24 protein-coding genes are annotated in these 18,234 nt (G+C 43.1%); 12 read left to right on the forward strand and 12 right to left on the reverse strand.

Annotated elements, in window-relative coordinates:
• The first annotated feature begins 83 nt into the window (after positions 1 to 83).
• The 4 genes from F8S12_RS18250 to F8S12_RS18265 all read left to right on the forward strand — a co-directional run bounded on the left by F8S12_RS18250 (position 84) and on the right by F8S12_RS18265 (position 4,426).
• Positions 84 to 296 carry a hypothetical protein gene (locus F8S12_RS18250; protein WP_196517545.1) on the forward strand — a complete coding sequence of 71 codons (213 nt, stop codon included), beginning with the start codon at positions 84 to 86 and terminating at the stop codon, positions 294 to 296.
• A 39-nt stretch (positions 297 to 335) separates the two neighbouring features.
• Positions 336 to 2,297: an alkaline phosphatase gene (locus F8S12_RS18255; protein WP_196517546.1), complete on the forward strand. Its 1,962-nt coding sequence runs from the start codon at positions 336 to 338 to the stop codon at positions 2,295 to 2,297.
• Positions 2,298 to 2,423: 126 nt separating this feature from the next.
• Entirely contained in the window at positions 2,424 to 2,939 is a 516-nt protein-coding gene (locus tag F8S12_RS18260; protein ID WP_196517547.1) for a PEP-CTERM sorting domain-containing protein, read from the forward strand.
• Positions 2,940 to 3,223: 284 nt separating this feature from the next.
• On the forward strand, positions 3,224 to 4,426 hold the full coding sequence (locus F8S12_RS18265; protein WP_196517548.1) for an argininosuccinate synthase: 1,203 nt from the start codon (positions 3,224 to 3,226) through the stop codon (positions 4,424 to 4,426).
• Between the two features lie 43 nt (positions 4,427 to 4,469).
• Here F8S12_RS18265 and F8S12_RS18270 read toward each other — a convergent pair whose 3' ends face one another.
• Positions 4,470 to 5,102: a DedA family protein gene (locus F8S12_RS18270; protein WP_196517549.1), complete on the reverse strand. Its 633-nt coding sequence runs from the start codon at positions 5,100 to 5,102 to the stop codon at positions 4,470 to 4,472.
• 491 nt (positions 5,103 to 5,593) lie between these two features.
• Between F8S12_RS18270 and F8S12_RS18275 the strand changes: the two genes are divergently transcribed.
• Complete coding sequence (locus F8S12_RS18275) at positions 5,594 to 5,950, forward strand: STAS domain-containing protein (RefSeq protein ID WP_196517550.1); 357 nt, start codon at positions 5,594 to 5,596, stop codon at positions 5,948 to 5,950.
• A gap of 274 nt (positions 5,951 to 6,224) precedes the next feature.
• Here F8S12_RS18275 and F8S12_RS18280 read toward each other — a convergent pair whose 3' ends face one another.
• Positions 6,225 to 6,785 carry an Npun_F5560 family protein gene (locus F8S12_RS18280; RefSeq protein WP_196517551.1) on the reverse strand — a complete coding sequence of 187 codons (561 nt, stop codon included), beginning with the start codon at positions 6,783 to 6,785 and terminating at the stop codon, positions 6,225 to 6,227.
• A 147-nt stretch (positions 6,786 to 6,932) separates the two neighbouring features.
• Positions 6,933 to 7,286, reverse strand: a complete 354-nt coding sequence (rpsF, locus tag F8S12_RS18285) for a 30S ribosomal protein S6 (RefSeq protein ID WP_196517552.1) — start codon at positions 7,284 to 7,286, stop codon at positions 6,933 to 6,935.
• 174 nt (positions 7,287 to 7,460) lie between these two features.
• On the opposite strand from rpsF, the gene F8S12_RS18290 reads away from it, so the two are divergent.
• Both F8S12_RS18290 and F8S12_RS18295 read left to right on the forward strand, forming a co-directional pair.
• On the forward strand, positions 7,461 to 7,628 hold the full coding sequence (locus tag F8S12_RS18290; protein ID WP_196517553.1) for a hypothetical protein: 168 nt from the start codon (positions 7,461 to 7,463) through the stop codon (positions 7,626 to 7,628).
• Positions 7,629 to 7,697: 69 nt separating this feature from the next.
• Positions 7,698 to 8,471 carry a fumarylacetoacetate hydrolase family protein gene (locus F8S12_RS18295; protein ID WP_196517554.1) on the forward strand — a complete coding sequence of 258 codons (774 nt, stop codon included), beginning with the start codon at positions 7,698 to 7,700 and terminating at the stop codon, positions 8,469 to 8,471.
• A 3-nt stretch (positions 8,472 to 8,474) separates the two neighbouring features.
• Here F8S12_RS18295 and F8S12_RS18300 read toward each other — a convergent pair whose 3' ends face one another.
• The gene (locus F8S12_RS18300; RefSeq protein ID WP_196517555.1) at positions 8,475 to 8,951 is read right to left on the reverse strand and encodes a Tic20 family protein; all 477 of its coding nucleotides are present in this window, start codon (positions 8,949 to 8,951) and stop codon (positions 8,475 to 8,477) included.
• 81 nt (positions 8,952 to 9,032) lie between these two features.
• Positions 9,033 to 9,230, reverse strand: a complete 198-nt coding sequence (locus tag F8S12_RS18305; protein ID WP_196517556.1) for a hypothetical protein — start codon at positions 9,228 to 9,230, stop codon at positions 9,033 to 9,035.
• A gap of 444 nt (positions 9,231 to 9,674) precedes the next feature.
• Between F8S12_RS18305 and F8S12_RS18310 the strand changes: the two genes are divergently transcribed.
• Complete coding sequence (locus F8S12_RS18310; protein WP_196517557.1) at positions 9,675 to 12,263, forward strand: hypothetical protein; 2,589 nt, start codon at positions 9,675 to 9,677, stop codon at positions 12,261 to 12,263.
• Between the two features lie 201 nt (positions 12,264 to 12,464).
• On the forward strand, positions 12,465 to 12,575 hold the full coding sequence (locus F8S12_RS18315) for a photosystem I reaction center subunit VIII (protein WP_196517558.1): 111 nt from the start codon (positions 12,465 to 12,467) through the stop codon (positions 12,573 to 12,575).
• 183 nt (positions 12,576 to 12,758) lie between these two features.
• On the opposite strand, the gene F8S12_RS18320 is transcribed toward F8S12_RS18315, so the two are convergent.
• From F8S12_RS18320 to F8S12_RS18345, 6 genes are all read right to left on the reverse strand, one after another.
• Positions 12,759 to 12,878, reverse strand: a complete 120-nt coding sequence (locus F8S12_RS18320) for a photosystem II reaction center protein J (protein WP_196517559.1) — start codon at positions 12,876 to 12,878, stop codon at positions 12,759 to 12,761.
• Positions 12,879 to 12,947: 69 nt separating this feature from the next.
• Positions 12,948 to 13,070 carry a photosystem II reaction center protein L gene (locus F8S12_RS18325; protein ID WP_012411802.1) on the reverse strand — a complete coding sequence of 41 codons (123 nt, stop codon included), beginning with the start codon at positions 13,068 to 13,070 and terminating at the stop codon, positions 12,948 to 12,950.
• A gap of 8 nt (positions 13,071 to 13,078) precedes the next feature.
• The gene (gene psbF, locus F8S12_RS18330) at positions 13,079 to 13,216 is read right to left on the reverse strand and encodes a cytochrome b559 subunit beta (RefSeq protein ID WP_196517560.1); all 138 of its coding nucleotides are present in this window, start codon (positions 13,214 to 13,216) and stop codon (positions 13,079 to 13,081) included.
• Between the two features lie 9 nt (positions 13,217 to 13,225).
• Positions 13,226 to 13,474, reverse strand: a complete 249-nt coding sequence (gene psbE, locus F8S12_RS18335; RefSeq protein ID WP_196517561.1) for a cytochrome b559 subunit alpha — start codon at positions 13,472 to 13,474, stop codon at positions 13,226 to 13,228.
• Between the two features lie 227 nt (positions 13,475 to 13,701).
• The gene (locus tag F8S12_RS18340; protein WP_196517562.1) at positions 13,702 to 14,724 is read right to left on the reverse strand and encodes a photosynthesis system II assembly factor Ycf48; all 1,023 of its coding nucleotides are present in this window, start codon (positions 14,722 to 14,724) and stop codon (positions 13,702 to 13,704) included.
• Positions 14,725 to 14,900: 176 nt separating this feature from the next.
• Positions 14,901 to 15,236, reverse strand: coding sequence for a rubredoxin (locus F8S12_RS18345; protein ID WP_196517563.1), 336 nt, complete (start codon positions 15,234 to 15,236; stop codon positions 14,901 to 14,903).
• Between the two features lie 311 nt (positions 15,237 to 15,547).
• On the opposite strand from F8S12_RS18345, the gene ndhC reads away from it, so the two are divergent.
• From ndhC to F8S12_RS18360, 3 genes are read left to right on the forward strand one after another with little or no spacing between them, the layout of a single operon-like run.
• On the forward strand, positions 15,548 to 15,910 hold the full coding sequence (gene ndhC / locus F8S12_RS18350; RefSeq protein ID WP_196517564.1) for a photosynthetic/respiratory NAD(P)H-quinone oxidoreductase subunit C: 363 nt from the start codon (positions 15,548 to 15,550) through the stop codon (positions 15,908 to 15,910).
• On the forward strand, positions 15,901 to 16,638 hold the full coding sequence (gene ndhK, locus F8S12_RS18355) for a photosynthetic/respiratory NAD(P)H-quinone oxidoreductase subunit K (protein ID WP_196517565.1): 738 nt from the start codon (positions 15,901 to 15,903) through the stop codon (positions 16,636 to 16,638). Before ndhC ends, ndhK begins: the two co-directional genes overlap by 10 nt.
• On the forward strand, positions 16,631 to 17,161 hold the full coding sequence (locus F8S12_RS18360; RefSeq protein ID WP_196517566.1) for an NAD(P)H-quinone oxidoreductase subunit J: 531 nt from the start codon (positions 16,631 to 16,633) through the stop codon (positions 17,159 to 17,161). The genes ndhK and F8S12_RS18360 overlap by 8 nt, the downstream gene beginning before the upstream one ends.
• A gap of 108 nt (positions 17,162 to 17,269) precedes the next feature.
• Here F8S12_RS18360 and F8S12_RS18365 read toward each other — a convergent pair whose 3' ends face one another.
• Positions 17,270 to 18,142, reverse strand: a complete 873-nt coding sequence (locus F8S12_RS18365; RefSeq protein WP_196517567.1) for an Rpn family recombination-promoting nuclease/putative transposase — start codon at positions 18,140 to 18,142, stop codon at positions 17,270 to 17,272.
• Positions 18,143 to 18,234: the final 92 nt, after the last annotated feature.

The raw sequence follows: 18,234 nt of genomic DNA on the forward strand, positions 1-18,234 counted from the left end.
TTGTCAAAGCATATTTATAACCGATTGTAATCGGTTATTTACTAGGAGTTTTTCTGATCATGACTTTTATCCCAAAATCCAAAATGATTTCATTACTAAAACAGTACAAAAGCTCGTTGGCTTGGTTTATATCTGGTCTGCTTCTGTCAGTTTTGTTGTTCTTGGGAACATCAAATCAACAGCCAGCAACCGCCTCTAGCCAAAGTTATGTCCCAGCTTCTACTCAGCTAAATGTGACTACTACATACTCAGACTTTGGTGCTACTCATCTAGAACCAAATTTTTACCAAAATTAACCACTAAAACTTGCTCAATTAACTTTAAGGCACACTGCAATGATTTCATTTTTGGGGAAGTACAAGCGATCGCTAGCCTTAATTATGGCTGGCTTTATCTGTACCGTTCTGCTGGTATTTGGTAATTCTGTTATTAAGCCGAGCCTGGCTGCTGGTAATGGGATTAACGTAATTATCATGATTGGCGATGGTATGGGTTGGGAGATGGCGCGAGCCGCAGCCGTTGCCAAAGGCGCTCCTTTTTATACAAGTGGTAAAGGCTCAGGTCTAAGCTTCCAAAAGCTAACTGGATATGGATTAGTGACCACTTACGGCACAACTATTCAGGGAAATACACCAGCCAACCCAACAAACCAGCCCCATTTAACAGGTAACTCTGCTCTAGATAATTCTAATCCACTCACAGGTGCAAGTCCTGTTCGTCCCAACTTTTCATTCCAGCCTACTCCTTTTAATCCCGGCAACAGATTTGATGGTAATAGTCTGGCAGACGGTAATCTGGCAGGTTATGACATCAGTAAGGGTGGCCCTGTTCCCTGGATTCCTTTGACCCCCGCTAATGCTGGTACTTATGACAAAGATTACATTAAGTACAGTTATCCCGATTCTGCTAACACCGCTACAACTCTTTATACAGGAGTAAAGAGCTTTAACAACGCGATGGGGGTAGACATCTACGAGAAGAAGTTGAAAACCATCCTGGAAATTGCCAAGGAAAATAATAAGTCTACAGGCTTGGTAACATCCGTACCTGTTAGTCACGCAACACCTGGAGCTGCTGCTTCTTTCGTAAATCGTCGTAGCAAGTACGACAGTATTTACGACCCCAGCAAGAGCAACCAAGACAGCATTTTGCAACAGACATTGCTGAACTTTAAGCCTAATGTTTTGTTGGGTGGCGGTCATCCCAAAGATTTTGAAAATCGGGAAAGTACAAGTACAGCCGATGGCGTCTTCAAATATACCTATATTACAGAAGACACTTACAAGCATTTGAAGAATAACCCGACATCCAATCGTTACGGTTATACCTTTATAGAACGTGGCCCTAATGCAACTCAGGCGTTGCTAAACACGGCTGCTAAAATCGACCCCAACAAGGGAGGCAGATTATTTGGTCTGTATGGTGCCCGTGGACAAGATGGCAACATTCCTACCAGCTCTTCTAAAGGAGACTATAGTCTGACAGGTTTAAGCAACTTCTCCCTCTATAGCTCCGTTGTCAAGGCTGGAACTCCGGCTACCTGTCCATCAGGTAAGATAATTCCTGGTAGCATTGGGGATTGTGTTCCTGTCATTGATGCAGCAGGTAATCCCATCGCTCCTAATGTTCCTGCACCTGATACTGTCCGTCCTTTGGCTCCTGGTGAAACCGATGCCAGCTTTATCGCTAAAGAAATTAACGAAAATCCAACTTTAGCAGATTTGACCAAAGCAGCTCTAACCGTTCTAGGTAAAGACAAAGATGGTTTCTGGCTGATGGTTGAGGGAGGTGACATCGACTGGGCTGCTCATGATAACAACATGGATAACCTGATCGGAGCCATGAATGATTTTGATAAGGCAGTTCAAGAGGTTACTACTTGGGTCAACAATCATGGTGGTTGGAGCAAGAACCTAGTGCTTGTTACTGCTGACCATGACCACTACCTAACCTTGAATAATGGCTTTGCCTCAAAGTTAACTCCCAATCCTGACCCTAATCAAGCTAGAGGCTTGAAATATAACGCCAAGGACATCACTTTCGTAAAACACAATCCTACGGATGCTGGTCACTTCTGGGGGTCTGATCCAAATTACAAGTACCTCTGGGGTAGCCATAGCCGCCGGGTTGTACCTGTTTACTACCAGGGTGCTTACGCATCAACTCTGACCCGATCTTTCGGACAAGGCTATCAGATTAAAGATAGCTCTGGTACTTACAGTGTGCCTGGTGTTCGGGGTGTGGTTGACCAAAGTCATATCTTCCAAGCTATGAAAACTGCGATCGCAACTCCGTAAATTGAATCCACCGCTTCACTGAACACCGACTGAAAAGCTTTGTGTTGCAGAGACGTGTGCGATCGCGTCTCTGTCTCATAAACCTATTGCGGTATTTTTGCACCTGTTATTAATTAGAGGAAAAAAATGACTGACTCCATCTTCAAGAAGTTAGCAGCTGTAACGGTAGGAACTGCTCTGATTTTTTCGTTAGGGGAAACTATTCCTGCCCAAGCTGCAAACCTGATTTATGATTTCTCCAACGAAAATAAAACTCTCACAGGCACTTTTTCGTTCGACCAAGCAGCAGCAGCAGACGATCAACAAGTAACGATCGCCGAAGGTTTAAAGATTTTTGCTACCTACGGTGGCCAATCCTACACTGAAGCAGATGATTCTTTAGCGTCAGTTTTTACCGACTTTTCGGGAACTATTTTGAACGAAGCGGGATTGGGTTTATCTTTTACACCCGGTAGTTTTAATGTCTACGGAGAAAATTTTATCGATCTGAATGATTCCACTGATGCTGGTGTTCAGACCGTCACTTACACTTACAGAAGTGTTCCAGAGCCAAGTTTGATGCTTGGATTGTCTGTGGTCGGGTTGAGTTTGTTCTTGAGTAAAAAGATAGCATCTTCTAGACTATCAAGCACAAAAGCTTAAGCCAACTTATCAAGAATAACAGGGTTCGGATAAGACTTGATCCCCCCGCCTGTGGCGACCCCCTTAGAAAGGGGGTAAAAGAGATATGAGCAAGGCTTTTTAAGGGGGGTTGGGGGGATCTTCGAGGAATAAACACGTTAACCGAACTGTATTGAGACGAGACTTAACTGTAATGTCTGGGTTTGCAGTTAATTAACCTATAGGTTGTTGTATGAATAAAATATACATGGATTAGTTTAGATATAATAATGACTCATTCTTTGTTTTCCTAACTGGAGAAATTAATGGGTCGCGCCAAAAAGGTTGTCCTGGCATATTCTGGCGGAGTAGATACCTCAGTTTGCATCCCCTACCTCAAGCAGGAGTGGGGTGTAGAAGAGGTGATTACTTTAGCAGCAGATTTAGGTCAGGGAGATGAATTAGAGCCAATTCGAGAAAAAGCTTTAAAATCGGGTGCAAGTGAATCCCTTGTGGCAGATGTCAAAGACAGTTTCGTTAAAGATTACGCCTTTGGAGCGATTCAAGCCAACGCCCTCTATGAAAATCGTTATCCTCTCGGAACTGCCCTTGCTCGTCCACTTATTGCCAAGGTATTAGTAGAAACAGCTGAAAAATATGGTGCTGATGCGATCGCTCACGGTTGCACTGGTAAGGGTAACGATCAGGTTCGCTTTGATGTCTCTGTTACCGCCCTAAACCCCAACCTGAAGATCCTCGCACCAGCCAGAGAATGGGGGATGAGCCGAGAGGAAACCATCGCCTATGGGGAAGACTTTGGTATCCCCTCACCAGTAAAAAAATCCTCTCCCTACAGCATTGACAAGAATTTGCTTGGTCGTAGCATTGAAGCTGGTTTACTCGAAGATCCGTCATTCGAGCCACCAGAAGAAATTTATGAGATGATCAAAGCGATCGCTGACACTCCCAACGAGCCAGAGTACATCGAAATTGGTTTCTACGGTGGTGTTCCCACAACTCTCAACGGTATCGCCAAAAAGCCAGTTGAGCTAATTGAACAACTCAATCAAGTGGTAGGAAATCACGGCATTGGACGGATCGACATGATCGAAAATCGTCTGGTGGGTATCAAATCGCGGGAGATATACGAATCACCCGCGATGCTAGTTCTAATTCAGGCACATAGGGATTTAGAAAGCTTGACTTTAACGGCAGATGTCACCCATTACAAACGTGGCATTGAAGAAACTTACAGCCAAATCGTTTACAACGGTTTGTGGTACAGCCCACTCAAAGTTGCACTTGATGCCTTTATTCAAAAGACGCAAGAGCGAGTCTCTGGAACTGTGCGAGTCAAGTTGTTCAAGGGCAACTCTACGACAGTTGGGCGTTGGAGCGATAATTCCCTCTACACTCCCGATTTGGCAACCTACGGAGCCGAAGACAAATTTGACCACAAAGCTGCTGAAGGCTTTATCTACGTTTGGGGATTACCAACTCGCATTTGGTCGCAGTTAACCAAAGGTTAGGAGTTAGAAAGCAAAATACAAACAGACGCGATTAATCGCGTCTCTACTCCTCACCACTCGTTTCCTTGATTTGGCGAGACTCCAACCACAGGGGTACAACAATTAAGCCAGTCATGATCAGCAACGCTGCGATCGCAAATTTACCCACCCAAGCAACCAATTGTTCTAGAGAGATAATTTTGCCAGCAAAGAAAGCTAATGTCACCATCAAACTAGCCCAAGCAATTGCTCCCAACAAGTTGTATAAAAAGAATTTTCCGAAGGGCATTTCGACTATACCAGCTAGCGGTGCGGCAAAAACTCGGAACAATGCCAGAAAACGCCCAAAAAATACCGTTTTAGCAGCATTTTGACTAAATTTTTCTTTAATGTTCAGCAGTCGGATTTCAGAAATCCGAAATATACTACCAACTTTTACCAGAAAAGGCCAACCGCTAACCCTACCAATCCAATAGCCACAAGTGCCGCCAATTACAGCACCCATAATTGCATCACTGAGAACCAGCCAGAAATTCAGTTCATTGCTACCAGATAGAAACCCACCCACTAAGGTCACGGTTTCACCAGGAATCGGAAGACCTAAATTTTCTAATAAAATTCCCAAAAAAACTGCCCAATAGCCATACCTGTGGGCGACTTCCTGGATGTTTTCTAGTGAAATCAGCTCTAAAGACATCCCGCACCGCCATCTTTACAAATTTTTACTTTTACTATATCTTTGCTTGTTTTTGGGCGGGGTGTCAATCAAACCGCTTACGTGGAGTCATTAAGTCATTACTTTAATTCTGAATATTCCATAGCCTCTAGTCTATGGTAACTATTGTATTTTGACTATTAACTACACAATTTTTAGAATTTTTTATCACAAAATCTTATTTATTGAAAATAAATAAGAAAAAGTTTATAAAATTTATAAACTCCAGTTAAATTATGAAAATCTTGTAAAAGATACGATTAATACCGAAATTATTAGGCGCTTATGCATATATTAGTGAAAGTTATGATAAATTATACGGCATCAATACTGAAACAAAGTCTCTCAACTGCACGGCTGCAATTGCCCAAATATAATATATAGGTAAAACAGTTATTTTGTCGTTGAAAAAGAATAGGTATTGATGTCATTTTGCGATTTTTGTCAAGTGTTCAAACTACCCTCTTAAATTCATGACTCTCACACAAGAACTTCAAGTAATTTTGTTCAAACCCCAAGCAAGCATAGATTTGGAAGGCGGTATGGCTTTGAGCAAACAGATGGCTGGAGTCGTTCCCCAAGCAGATCAACTCTGGATTATCGACCTTGCAGAAGTGAATTTCATGGACAGTTCTGGGCTAGTCCCTTTAGTAAAAGGATTGAAAGCCGCACGTCAGAGTGGTTGCCGCTTGGTTTTATGCAACGTGCAAGTTCCTGTACGGTTAATTTTGGAACTCACCCAACTAGATTCAGTGTTTGAAATTTTTCACACTTACGAAGACATTTTTACCCCCGTCAAAGATAACAATCTGGTGTTACAGGCTGACTAATAGCTCTGCGTGTACAAGGAAGGTGGAGTCAAACAATATTTGCATTTTTCACACTTTCCAGCCTTTTAAAGGCGGGCTTTTCAAATTACTCTAAGCTAATTGCTTTGTGTCCCACGCAACTAGTACAAAGAAGTAGGAGGTAAGAAAGGATAGAACATCAGCCTATGCGTTATTTCTAACTGCATAGTTATTTTGAGCTTGATGTACTAGTTGGATTTCTCCAAGATACTTAGCTGCAATTTCTTACCTCTTCGATTCCACCATAATGGCAAGTTTAGGCATTCTGAGGAGTCGAAATGTTACTTTGTTCGGATGCTGGGCGGGGAAAATTTGGCAAATCAATGCCGCTATGAGTGGCATTGCGGGTTTTGAGTGCTAATCGATAACTCACGCTTTGCAGTTCTGCCTGTAGTTGGCGATTTTCCCGTTGTAGCATTGCTACCTTTTCTCTGACTGGAGTTATCCTCTCCTCAAATTTACGACGGTAAATTTGAGGCAACTCTTGTACTACTTGCTCTAACATCCGATTGCGATCAGTTAGTTCTTGGACTGACTGGCGCAATTGGTACATTTCGGAGTCACGAGTTGTAATTTGCTCTTGGTAGAACGTCACCTGTTGTTCCACAGCCTGGAGTTGTTCGTGCAAAGCCTGTAATTGAGTCAGGTCGCGCTCAAGTTCCGGCTGCTGAGGCATAAAGTTAGTATTACCCTTTACCAGCCGGAATAGTTCTTGAGATAGCTGTTGCACTAACTGGTCGCGAAGTTGCAACTCTTGGCGTAGCTGCGATACTTCCGTAGATAGAACTTGAATATTAGGTGTATCAGATTGGCTCACAGTAGCTTAAAGCTCCCATTCAGAATCTTGTCCACTCTTAGGTATAACTGCGGGAGTACTACCTTTGGCAAGTATTTGTTAATTTAGCATTCCCAAACAAGTCACTAAGAAAGAAAAAGACAAAATTTTATTGAAGGGCGTTGAGCATTAACTTTCTTCCGCAGCCCCTTTGATTGTTACAGCTGCAGTCACTTTAGGGGGTTTTTCCTCTTCGAGTTCCTGCTTAATTGTCAGATAGCGAATCACTTCTTCACTCAAACGCATGGCGCGTTCATAGGGAGCGATCGCAGTTGCAGGTGCAGCGTAGTTTAACTGGATGTAGATGCCGTCCCGGTGCTTTTTTATTTCATAAGCGAGACGACGCTTACCACGATTTTGAATTTGGATATCCTCAGCGCCTTGTTCACGAAGCAAATTCTGATATTTAGTAACTGCTTGCTCTACCTGTTCTTCTCCCAGGTCAGGACGTAGGATGTACATTGTCTCGTAATTTGTAGTCATATTTTTCAGTTTCCTTATGGGCAAAAATGGCTGCTTATATCAATTTATACTAGATTTTTATTCAAAATACTAGTATTAATCAACATCTGAAGCAACAAGGAACTATAATCTTACCAGTTTTAAATTTGAATCATTAGCCCAATCTGCCGAAGTTTGGATTTTTTTGCATCTCTAATGAGAATTAGGTCGGGAGATAACCCCCAGATTTATTTAGCAAGTAAGAATCCGGCTTTTGGCGCTCGCCAGCAAATTGATCAAGCTATCAGCCTAGTCATCGGGTATGTTTTCTTAAGGGTATCTATAGCGATCGCTTTCAGACTCAAGGCTGAATTGGTTCGCTAAATAGCTAACTGAGGATTGCTACCCGCTCACAGTAACAAAAAAGCAGATAAAAGGATATTCATTAAGGTTATGGCGCAGCGCTATGTGCGAATTCAAAATCAAGAAGGACAAATTTACTACGGTTTACTACAACCATCCTTCAATGTCCAGGTGCTAGATGCTCCACCCTGGTTACAAGGGCAAGCCACTGATTTAACTTTGACACCAGAAAATTACCAAATTTTGGCTCCCTGCGCTCCCTCAAAAATTGTGGCGGTGGGCAAGAATTATGCAGAACATGCGGCAGAAATGGGAACTTCAGTGCCTTCTGAGCCACTAATTTTTCTCAAGCCTCCCACGTCGATCATTCCGTCTGAAACGGAAATTAAGTATCCTCCCCAGTCACAACGAGTTGATTACGAAGGAGAGTTAGCACTAGTGATTGGCGATCGCGCCTTTGACTGTACACCAGAGGTAGCCCAAACTAAAATTTGGGGCTACACTATCGCCAATGACATAACAGCACGAGATTTCCAAAAACGGGATGGTCAATGGACGCGAGCCAAAGGTTTTGATACTTTCTGTCCCTTGGGGCCTTGGATTGTGCGGGAATTGAATCCAGGAGCGAGATTGCAGACTTTTGTGAATGACTACGCCAAGCCAGTACAATCTACCTGTATCGATCAGATGGTCTTTCCCCCTGATGTACTAGTATCCTATATTAGTCAGATTATGACGCTACTACCCGGTGATGTGGTGCTTACAGGTACGCCAGAGGGTGTAGGCCCATTGCACCGAGGCGATCGCGTCCGTGTGGAAATTGAAGGTATTGGGCGCTTGGAAAACACCGTGGCAGCCCGTTAACTACTAGCGCACTTGCATGTACACTGCCTCGGAAATCGCCGGAATTTCCGCATAACGTCCGCTCACAGACTGGATAACTGAATATGCAACTGCTCCCACTATGCCTAGAAAAATGGTTGTGGATAAGGTTTGGATTGCAAAACCACCAGTGGGAACCAGTCCAACAATATCCATCAGAATACTAAACAAAAAGATAACAATGTCCAGAAGGATCGCCTGCATGGTGTTGAAACGAATGAAGTGACTGATTTTTTCGTTTCTTACCACCAATAGGAATAAGGCAAAGAAAACAATCAGTCCTGCAAAGCGCACACGTCTGTAAAATGACCATAAAATCAGAATCGGTGCGAAAACGAGTGCCAGGGGAGGAAACTGGTCTAACAAAAAAAAGCCGAAAGTTACTACCTCGACCATCGGTAGCAAATAAGGCAAACAAGCAAAAATCCGATCTGAAACTGTTGTAGACCCGCGCAAAGACATTATGCGTTCTCCTATGGTGAAATTTCAATAGTCACTTGAGCTTAGGATAACGCAGTTGCTTGGTCTTGCTGGCAAATTCAACTATTCTATATGGGCGATGCGAAAGCCCATCATACACTCATACTGGTCTGGCTGCTGTTGAGTAAGTTTCCGAATGGCTTGACCACAGCGCAGTTTACCCCGATGCCAACGAGGTTGACCGCTTCGGTCAGCGAGTAAACAAGACTGGCAAACTTGCTCAGGGGCAAGGATTTGCTCGTCCATTAAAATGACTAACATCGAATCCCTCCTGTAAATCATTTCACTCAGGCGAAGACACGCGTTTAGGGGTTCTAAGAGCCGCTTTAGGTAGGTTGGGCGCGTGCTGCGGGATTAAGTGTTGTGATTTGTGATGGCGCTTTGCGCCCGCCATAGGCGATCGCACAGGACACTTAAGAGCCACATCTACCTCTTTGTAGCAAAAATGGGGGCGATCGCAATTCAATCAAAGTTGTCAAGTGAATCTTAATTTATTGTATGTTGTGTCTATTGCAAATTGGACATTCTAATGAAGAGTGCTGAGTTCCGAGTGCTGAGTTTGTAAAGTGCGAGAAGTTAAGTAAGTAAAAATGAGTTAATTTGATGGCGATTTAGGTAATGCAATTACAAATTACTGAGGTAAACTTGCAAGCAAGATAATACACAATATTACTGGGCGGCTCGTCGGTCTGGGCATCACTCACAATGGAACATTGGCAATTTCTGATACAGAAACAAGGCGATCGCTCGTGGCATATCCTAGAATCGCCAAATTTAGAGATTTTGGAAGCACAGTATAGAGTTTTGGCTCGTTCTAACCTTTCCAATATAGATGTGGAAGTACGGGTAACTCACTCTTCAACCCACCAAGCTCAACCAAAGCCGCGAATTTTCAAGCGATCGCGTCGCATTAACTCAGAAGGCTTAATGGCGGTAATTCCCTTTACTTACTTTGGAGCTGGAGTTTGGGAATTGCGCTGTTCCAGTGATTTGATGTCGGATATGCTCGGTAAATCTTGGCAATACAGCGTCCAAATTCAAGTACTGTCACAGAGGGAGGCAGGGGGAGCAGGGGGAGAGAAAAAAGGCTTTGAGCTTCCTGCCAAAAGCCAGGCTACGTCCGTCTACGTAGAAAGATTAGATCAGGCGATCGCTGTCTTGGCAGAACAGGTAATTGCTACAGACAGTAACCCTACTACTGTTGTGGCAAATGAAGCTGAAGAAGATGTTATTGATCAGCCTGTCAGTCCTGTGTGGCTCAAAGGTGAGACGGCAGAACAGATTTTACAAAATTTAATAGAATTAGCTGCACCCACCTCTGAACTTCTGTCCAAAGATGAACAGGTTACAGATTCTTTAGCAACACAACCACTGCCCCTATTATCGCTAACTTTAGATCAGGATACCTACATTGCTCGTTGGGGACAAGCTCTTACAATTAATGGGTACATAGAACTTAAGGAAAAGACAAATTATCTGGTTGAAACATTTTCCTCACAAAGCCTCAGTGCGATCGCACTCTTAATTGAACTGCGATCGCCCCTAGAGTCAAAAATCTTGACCCAGGTACGGCAACCCCTACCAGACCGGGAATTGCCTTTCACTATCAATCCCTCAATTGATATTCCTGCTGACTGCGAATCTAAGTTAATTTTGGCAGATATCAGTTTATATGGTAGATTCGCTGCTGTTGGTGAAGTCATCCAGTTAGCCAGCCAGTCCTTCATAATTACAGCAGATGTAACAGAATTACTGGCAATCACAGCAGCAGCAAAAACTAATACATCTTTGAATGACTCTACTGCACCATTGGACTCGTCTCTTGGTTTCACAGAGCCAGAGACAACTGTTAAGCTCGATTTGAAACTATTTAATCTAGTCAAAATTCCCAAAACAGACGAGTCTCAGATACTCAATTCATCCCCAAACACACTTTTACCACCACAAATTAACCTGCAAGTTCTGCGAGAAGCCACCCTGCGGACATCTAAGCTCAAGAATTCAGTTACTTTGCCTCAATTACCAAAACTGCCTCCTGTCCAAACCAATGTCAATACTCCCACAGATGTTGTTGCAGAACCCCCTACACAAGAGGAACTTCTAGAAAAGGATGCTACTATAGCTGCCATTAATTTAGAGCAGTTGGTCATCAGGCAACGTCGAATCCCAATGCTCGACACTGCTTTTCCATACTTGAGAAGGCTACAAGCTGTGCCAGATGACACAGAAGAAGAAGTAAAAAACAATGGTTCAAATACATTTGCAGTTCAAGCGGCTGAAGACTTCGCGCAGTTGAACACAATTGTAGTTGAACATGAAAATACACCTGAATTAGTAATAGGTGATGCACAATCTCAGGAAGAATCTGTTGCTGAAGTAGTAGCCCAGCCTAATGCACAATCTCAGGAAGAATCTGTTGTTGAAGTAGTAGCCCAGCCTAATGCACAATTAATTACAATGAGTAACCTTTACTCATCTCCTCTGCTCAGGAAGTGGATGCAGAGCCAAGGACACTATGAACCTGAATCCCTCAATGAGCTGCAACCTCAAGACTACGATAGCTATGTTCCAGCGCCGCAGATGCCACTTTCTCTTAGTGCAGAAACTCCCAATGTTGATGTCAACTTGCCCTTAAGCCTAGATGCCAACACGGAAATACTGCCAGACGCAGACACAGCAAAGAAAGCGGATTTGGAAATAGAAAAAGTATCAGAAGCAACACTCTCACCGCCTCCGTTATCACAGCTACCGCCCCCCCCTCCTCCGATAAAAATAAATATGGCATCAGCTTGGTTAGCCCAAGAAATCGTTGTCGATGATCCATATAGCGAACTGGAAACCGATGCAACGAGGAGTTACCTTTTTGAAGCAGAAAAGCAAGCACTGTTAGATATATCTCCTTCCCTACCGATAATTGCGGCAGCCATTGAGCCTTTGCCAACTCCACAACTGCATGTTCCAGACGGCGAACTAATCGCTGGTAAGTCTGTCCTAGTCCGTGTAGTACTACCTGAAGTACCTCCGCAAGTTGTTGTTAAGTTATGGGTTGAAGATTATCAAACTCGCTGGTTACTAGATGGCCCCCATTTACTGAGAAATTTGCTACCTAACGCCTTGGGAGGATTGGAAGTGATGGCGCAATTAAACATTCCCTTTGGCTGTTTGGAAATTCGCTTGGAGGCGATCGCATTTGAGCCGACAACTCAACAGGAGAGTCACAAAATCACAATAGTGCGGACTGTGATTCCTCCAGACTTACCAAATTTGGAGCTAGATGAACTACTGGGTATGTAACTCAGATATTAGGGGCAAGAGGCAATAGGCAAGAGGCAAGAGGCAAGAGGCAAGAGGCAATAGGCATTGGGCATAGTTATTCTCCTTGTCCCCATCTCCCAATATCGGCTGTGTTAAAAATATGAAAGAATTTCAAAAATCAAGCAGGATTTGCAGTAAGCTCATTTTGAATTGTAGTGTTATCTAACAGGAATTTTTACTATGGCAGCTTCCTTTTTGCCTTCTATCCTCGTTCCCATCGTTGGTTTGGTTGTACCAGCTGTGACCTTCGCGTTTCTATTTTTATACATTGAAAGCGACAATATCAACTGATGTAGTCATTAATCATTGGTCAAGTTTTCGGACAAGCGAAAGTTATCAATTTCCTTGGATACTTTCATAGACTATTGACCAAAATTAATACCGCCTATCTCATAGAGACAGGCGGTTTTTTAACGTTGATTTCTCAACAAATGCTGAAAAATTCTAACTTATAGTGTTCGGTTCAAGTTAGTGTTAAATCGAAGAACCGATTCCGGCATAGGCACCATAAAAGAAAATGCCCAAGACTGTAATAATACCTAAACCTACGATCGTAGCGACGACCCACAGGGGAATTCTCCCACTTCCAGACACAGGTTTTTCCTCCCTTAATAACAAATGAACATACGTTCAATAAACAAAAATTAACAATTGTAGTTCCAGTTAGTTAAAGAAGTAACTGGAAAACAGAATCCCTAGAACGAAAACTAGTAGTAGTCCCAGGTATAGGGAAGTCCGGTTTAGTTCAACCGGCTGATTATTGGGATTAGGCGATCTTTCTACCATAATTGCTCCTAACGATGAGTAAATTGCATTGCGGCGATCGCGCCTAAAAAGAATACAGTTGGTACACCTAAAGTATGAACTGCCAGCCATCTAACAGTAAAAATTGGATAGGTAACTGGTTGATTGATGTTATTGCCGCTAGTCATGATCTCAAATTACTTTCCGATAAATTGGTCAACTTGTTTTTTAGCTTCAAAACGGTTCTTCACAATTGGCACTTCTTGACGTGCTTGTGTGAAATACTCATTGGGACGAGGTGTGCCAAAAGCATCATAAGCCAGCCCAGTTTGCACAAATAGCCAACCTGCAATAAACAATGCTGGGATGGTGATGCTGTGAATCACCCAGTAACGAACGCTGGTAATTATGTCCGAAAACGGACGCTCTCCAGTGGTACCTGACATTTAAATCTCTACCTTTACACAGAGTGTTATTGAGTTTATTATCCTACAAAGTTTAGAAACAGTTACAACTTGCAACGTTATTCTCAGAAATTGGGTATTGGGCAAAACAGTTCCGTTAGCGGTAGCGGGGCGTTTAGCCCGTTCCCAGTAATGAGTGCTGAGTAAAGAAATGAGATTCCCAACTCGGTACTCAGGACTCAGGACTCAGCACTCCCTACTCTTACTCACTAAGCTGCCTCTGCTGGAGAAGTTGCTTCAGGGTTTGGGATGTATTTTAGCAAAGCGCCGCGATCGCCAATAACAAATCCCCGATCTGGCTCTAAGAAAATAATCTTGTATAAATTAGCAGCCACTTCTTCCACCAGACGGTCTTTTTCCCAAGTTTTGCCACCATCGGCACTTCGTAGCAAATTACCGCTACCGCCACCGATCCAAATTTCATTGGGTGTGCGGTATGCCAAATCCAGTAAACCCCAACTGGTGGATAACTCTGGATATTGTGCCTTTTGCCATTCTTCAGGTTTTGTTGGGTCACTAAACTGAATTTGACCTCCCCTAGCTAGCAACCACAATTGCCCATTGGCAGCAAAGCCCATGTTTTCTACCCGCCGCGAACTATTGCGGTTATGGGGTACCCAAGCATCTTGCCCTGGTTCCCAAGTTGAGTAGAAACTACCCTTAGCGGAAACTGCAACATATTTACCGTCAGCAGAACGTTCTAAGTTACGTACCACACCCACTGCTGATTCCACCTGTGCTTTCCAGTTTTTGCCGCCATCTGTGGTTTTATATATGGCTCCGACATCAGTAGCCATCTCAGCTGTGTTATTTGCCAGTGCCTTAATTGCGATCGGGTTACCAGGTAGCTTTTCGTTTAAGGGAATACGTGACCAAGAACTACCTTCATCGGTAGTGTGCAGTAACAATCCCGGTTCCCCGGCAATCCAGCCTTCTTTATTAACAAAACTTATCGAGTCAAAGCGATACTTTTGCTCCTCAAGCTCTAGTGTTATTGGTTTCCAGGTATCACCACCGTCATTGGTTTCCAATAGAGTGGCATTGCTACCTACTAAGTAGCCATGCTGAGGGTTATTAGTAAAAGCAATATCTAGTAAATTCGAGTCTGTTGGTACAGAAATGATTTTCCACGGGTTGTAGCTCACAGAGGGAATTTTGCTACAACCTATGCACATGACGACTACTATCAACAAGGCAGCTATTCGTTGCCAACTTTTTACAATTGAATGCATCACTATTTCTTATTTGTTTCTAAATTTTTGTAACGGTTATCTAAAAGCTTTCCCTTAAGGGCTATGTCCACTCTAAGGAACGGGCAAAACAATATATCTATGTGATTTTAGTCACACAAACAATCATGAAAATCTCTTTCCCTACTCCCTGTTACCTATCTTCGAGATAACGGCTGTCATTGTAAGCCGTAGAGACTGATAAAAAACAAGAAGCCAAGACCCAAAGCACCAAAAATTAGGATACTCTTTTGGGTTGGTGTTAGGTTATTGACACCAAAACCATAACCGAGATTTTCTTGGAAGCCGGATGCAGTACCCGCAGGGCCGATGTTGGCAAAAGCAGTTTTCTTAGCACTACAAACTGGACAGCGCCAATTTATCGGCAGTTCTGCAAAGGATATCCCTGAAGAAATATCATGCTTGTCGTCTCCTTTTTCGGGTTCGTAAACATAACCGCAGGCCAGACACTCATAGCGGTCTAACATAGGAGTCTCAACAGCTGGTTCGTTCATGGCTAAAATCTCGCAGAGGATAAATCTTAAATATACGTTAAAAATTATGACATAACGTTAGACTTTTCTATCACTAGCAAAAACGAATCAAATACGTGAAGTGCGTCTGTTTCTTAGATTTCAGAAAAACCAAACAGATATAATGTAAAAGAAAGTAACGTAATTAAGGGGTTGGGTAATTCAATTTTGGATTTCGGATTGACGATTTTGGATTAAATTTCAATTCTTTAATCTAAAATCCAAAATCCAAAATCTAAAATTATTACTCCCCACTCCCCACTTAAAATACTCCATAGCGGTAGATACTCATTGTGTTTGTCCTCAGCGGTTACGAGTACCTTCTAGGCTTCTTCATAGTCTGTAGCCTAGTACCTGCCTTAGCGCTCTCAGCGTCCAAGCTCCTACGACCGAGTGGTTACAGCCCAGAACGGCACACCACCTATGAATCTGGCATGGAACCCATTGGGGGAGCCTGGATTCAGTTCAACATCCGGTACTACATGTTTGCTCTGGTCTTCGTTGTCTTTGATGTGGAGACTGTATTCTTGTATCCTTGGGCGGTAGTTTTCCACCGTTTGGGGCTATTGGCATTTATTGAAGCGCTAGTCTTTATTGCAATTCTTGTAGTCGCGTTAGTTTACGCATGGCGTAAAGGAGCTTTGGAATGGTCTTGAATTCTAACTTAACAGCTCAGGATAAAGAGCGAATCATCAACCCCATTGAGCGTTCCACAATCACTCAAGACCTTTCAGAAAACGTCATTTTGACGACGGTTGATGACCTCTACGACTGGGCGCGGCTTTCTAGTTTGTGGCCGTTGCTGTTTGGTACTGCTTGCTGCTTTATTGAGTTTGCAGCTTTAATTGGCTCTCGATTTGACTTTGACCGTTTTGGTCTAATTCCCCGTTCTAGCCCCCGCCAAGCCGATTTAATTATTACGGCAGGGACAATTACGATGAAGATGGCTCCCCAACTGGTGCGTCTTTATGAACAAATGCCGGAGCCGAAGTATGTAATTGCGATGGGTGCTTGCACAATTACGGGCGGGATGTTCAGCGTTGATTCCCCTACGGCAGTGCGCGGAGTTGATAAACTGATTCCTGTGGATGTGTACTTGCCTGGTTGTCCTCCTCGTCCAGAAGCAATTATCGACGCGATTATTAAGCTGCGGAAGAAAATCTCTAATGAATCGATGCGAGAGCGGGACAAGATTAAGCAAACCCACCGCTACTACAGCACGACTCATAATTTGAAGCCAGTAGAGGAAATCTTAACTGGTAAGTATTTACAGTCAGAAACACGCTTTGCACCACCGAAGGAATTAACAGAAGCAATCGGTATGCCAATACCACCTGCACTGCTGACAGCAAAGGCACAAAAGGAGGAACAAAGCCGTGGCTGAAGAAGAATCTAAACCAGTAGTAGCAGCCCCAGAAGAGTCATTGGTACAAGCCGGTAAAGTTTCCCAGTGGTTAACGGAAAATGGCTTTGACCATGAGTTTTTAGCACCAGACAAGAACGGGGTAGAAATAATTAAGGTGGAGCCAGGTTTCTTGCTCCCCACCGCTACAGCGTTGTATGCTTACGGATTTAATTATCTCCAGTTTCAAGCTGGTGTTGACCTTGGGCCGGGACAAGAATTGGTGAGTGTGTATCACTTGATTAAAGTGGGTGATAATAGCGATCGCCCTGAAGAAGTTCGAGTTAAGGTGTTCTTACCACGGGAAAATCCTGTAGTGCCTTCTGTGTACTGGATTTGGAAGACCGCAGATTGGCAAGAGCGCGAGTCTTACGATATGTTGGGCATTGTCTATGAAGGACATCCAAATCTCAAGCGGATTTTGATGCCGGAAGATTGGGTGGGTTGGCCTTTGCGGAAGGATTATATCTCGCCTGATTTCTACGAGTTGCAAGACGCTTATTAGAGATTGCTGAATAGAGACGCGATTCATCGCGTCTGTACAATATAGTGCTGAGTTTCAGTAGTGATTAACCCCTTTCCGGTGGCGGAGAGGGGTTATGTTTTTGACGTTTCATGTAAAGTTGGTTGACAAAATTTGCTGTAATTCATTTACTGTATTTACAGTTTTAATTGCCTGCTGAATTGCTTTTAAGTTCTGCAAATCCGTAATTTGAGAGATTATCGGCATCAATTCTAAACCTTGATTGCCAAACTTAATTTCTAATGCTAATTCAATCCCTGAATATAATTCCTCTTTTCTTCCTCGCAGTTCTCCGCGTGCTTCTCCTTTGCTAAAAATTTCTTGATACCAAGGCGACTGCTCTAAAAGTGCCATATCCCACCTCAAAATTTGCTGAACTATTGCACTATCTAATACAAACGTAGCAAAAAATCCTAATACTGTTTCTAGTTGATTCAATTGTTCATCTGCACGTAAGATTCGCAATGCATCTCGAATTGTAGACTCGTTATCACCTCCTTTGAGGATGGGTACAAATGGAAGTAGTGATGGTAATGGTTGTGCAAAGGCAATGTTTACATCAACTTCCCACAGGTTAATGACACGGTAATCTTGAATAGCACGTAAACCAGCAATATTTAATGCATAACTTGTCGGTATTTCAGCATCACTTGCCTTGAGGATATTAATTAGTACTGGATACGTTGGCAAATGATATTTTTCTTCTGCAAGTGCTGCATAGGCACGCATTCTGCGCGGCATTTCTGGTTTATAGCGGAGTTGTAATTCGTTAAGAACGAGAAATTTTCCATGCTGGGGACTTTCGACACGGATTAAAACATCACTTTCTCGACTTATCCACTGAAATTCTGAGTTGAGAATTTCACCAGCAACAATATCAGGAATTTGCGTTACCCATTTTACCCAGTTATCAGGTGCAAGGCTAATTAAGCGTTTGGTGCTGACATCGGCGGGTTTTATCATGGGGTTGTAAAGGCACTGAAAGTTATAAAATAATTCTACTTAAGACTGGATTACGGATATTCAGATTTTTGATCGGACTACTTATGGAAAGC

This window comes from Nostoc sp. WHI (assembly GCF_015714725.1).
In the GTDB taxonomy this organism is placed as follows: domain Bacteria; phylum Cyanobacteriota; class Cyanobacteriia; order Cyanobacteriales; family Nostocaceae; genus Nostoc.

Excerpts from the sequence above, each read along its gene's own strand:
- rpsF (WP_196517552.1), bottom strand. The coding sequence starts at position 7,286 with ATGACTACAAATTACGAGACAATGTACATCCTACGTCCTGACCTGGGA.
- psbE (WP_196517561.1), bottom strand. The coding sequence starts at position 13,474 with ATGTCAGGTACCACTGGAGAGCGTCCGTTTTCGGACATAATTACCAGC.
- F8S12_RS18255 (WP_196517546.1), top strand. The coding sequence starts at position 336 with ATGATTTCATTTTTGGGGAAGTACAAGCGATCGCTAGCCTTAATTATG.
- F8S12_RS18305 (WP_196517556.1), bottom strand. The coding sequence starts at position 9,230 with ATGTTAGTCATTTTAATGGACGAGCAAATCCTTGCCCCTGAGCAAGTT.
- F8S12_RS18345 (WP_196517563.1), bottom strand. The coding sequence starts at position 15,236 with ATGAACGAACCAGCTGTTGAGACTCCTATGTTAGACCGCTATGAGTGT.
- ndhK (WP_196517565.1), top strand. The coding sequence starts at position 15,901 with ATGGTCTTGAATTCTAACTTAACAGCTCAGGATAAAGAGCGAATCATC.
- F8S12_RS18325 (WP_012411802.1), bottom strand. The coding sequence starts at position 13,070 with ATGGTAGAAAGATCGCCTAATCCCAATAATCAGCCGGTTGAACTAAAC.
- F8S12_RS18365 (WP_196517567.1), bottom strand. The coding sequence starts at position 18,142 with ATGATAAAACCCGCCGATGTCAGCACCAAACGCTTAATTAGCCTTGCA.
- F8S12_RS18275 (WP_196517550.1), top strand. The coding sequence starts at position 5,594 with ATGACTCTCACACAAGAACTTCAAGTAATTTTGTTCAAACCCCAAGCA.
- F8S12_RS18290 (WP_196517553.1), top strand. The coding sequence starts at position 7,461 with ATGAGAATTAGGTCGGGAGATAACCCCCAGATTTATTTAGCAAGTAAG.
- F8S12_RS18295 (WP_196517554.1), top strand. The coding sequence starts at position 7,698 with ATGGCGCAGCGCTATGTGCGAATTCAAAATCAAGAAGGACAAATTTAC.
- F8S12_RS18270 (WP_196517549.1), bottom strand. The coding sequence starts at position 5,102 with ATGTCTTTAGAGCTGATTTCACTAGAAAACATCCAGGAAGTCGCCCAC.
- F8S12_RS18300 (WP_196517555.1), bottom strand. The coding sequence starts at position 8,951 with ATGTCTTTGCGCGGGTCTACAACAGTTTCAGATCGGATTTTTGCTTGT.
- F8S12_RS18310 (WP_196517557.1), top strand. The coding sequence starts at position 9,675 with ATGGAACATTGGCAATTTCTGATACAGAAACAAGGCGATCGCTCGTGG.
- psbF (WP_196517560.1), bottom strand. The coding sequence starts at position 13,216 with ATGACTAGCGGCAATAACATCAATCAACCAGTTACCTATCCAATTTTT.
- F8S12_RS18250 (WP_196517545.1), top strand. The coding sequence starts at position 84 with ATGATTTCATTACTAAAACAGTACAAAAGCTCGTTGGCTTGGTTTATA.
- F8S12_RS18260 (WP_196517547.1), top strand. The coding sequence starts at position 2,424 with ATGACTGACTCCATCTTCAAGAAGTTAGCAGCTGTAACGGTAGGAACT.
- F8S12_RS18315 (WP_196517558.1), top strand. The coding sequence starts at position 12,465 with ATGGCAGCTTCCTTTTTGCCTTCTATCCTCGTTCCCATCGTTGGTTTG.
- F8S12_RS18265 (WP_196517548.1), top strand. The coding sequence starts at position 3,224 with ATGGGTCGCGCCAAAAAGGTTGTCCTGGCATATTCTGGCGGAGTAGAT.
- F8S12_RS18340 (WP_196517562.1), bottom strand. The coding sequence starts at position 14,724 with ATGCATTCAATTGTAAAAAGTTGGCAACGAATAGCTGCCTTGTTGATA.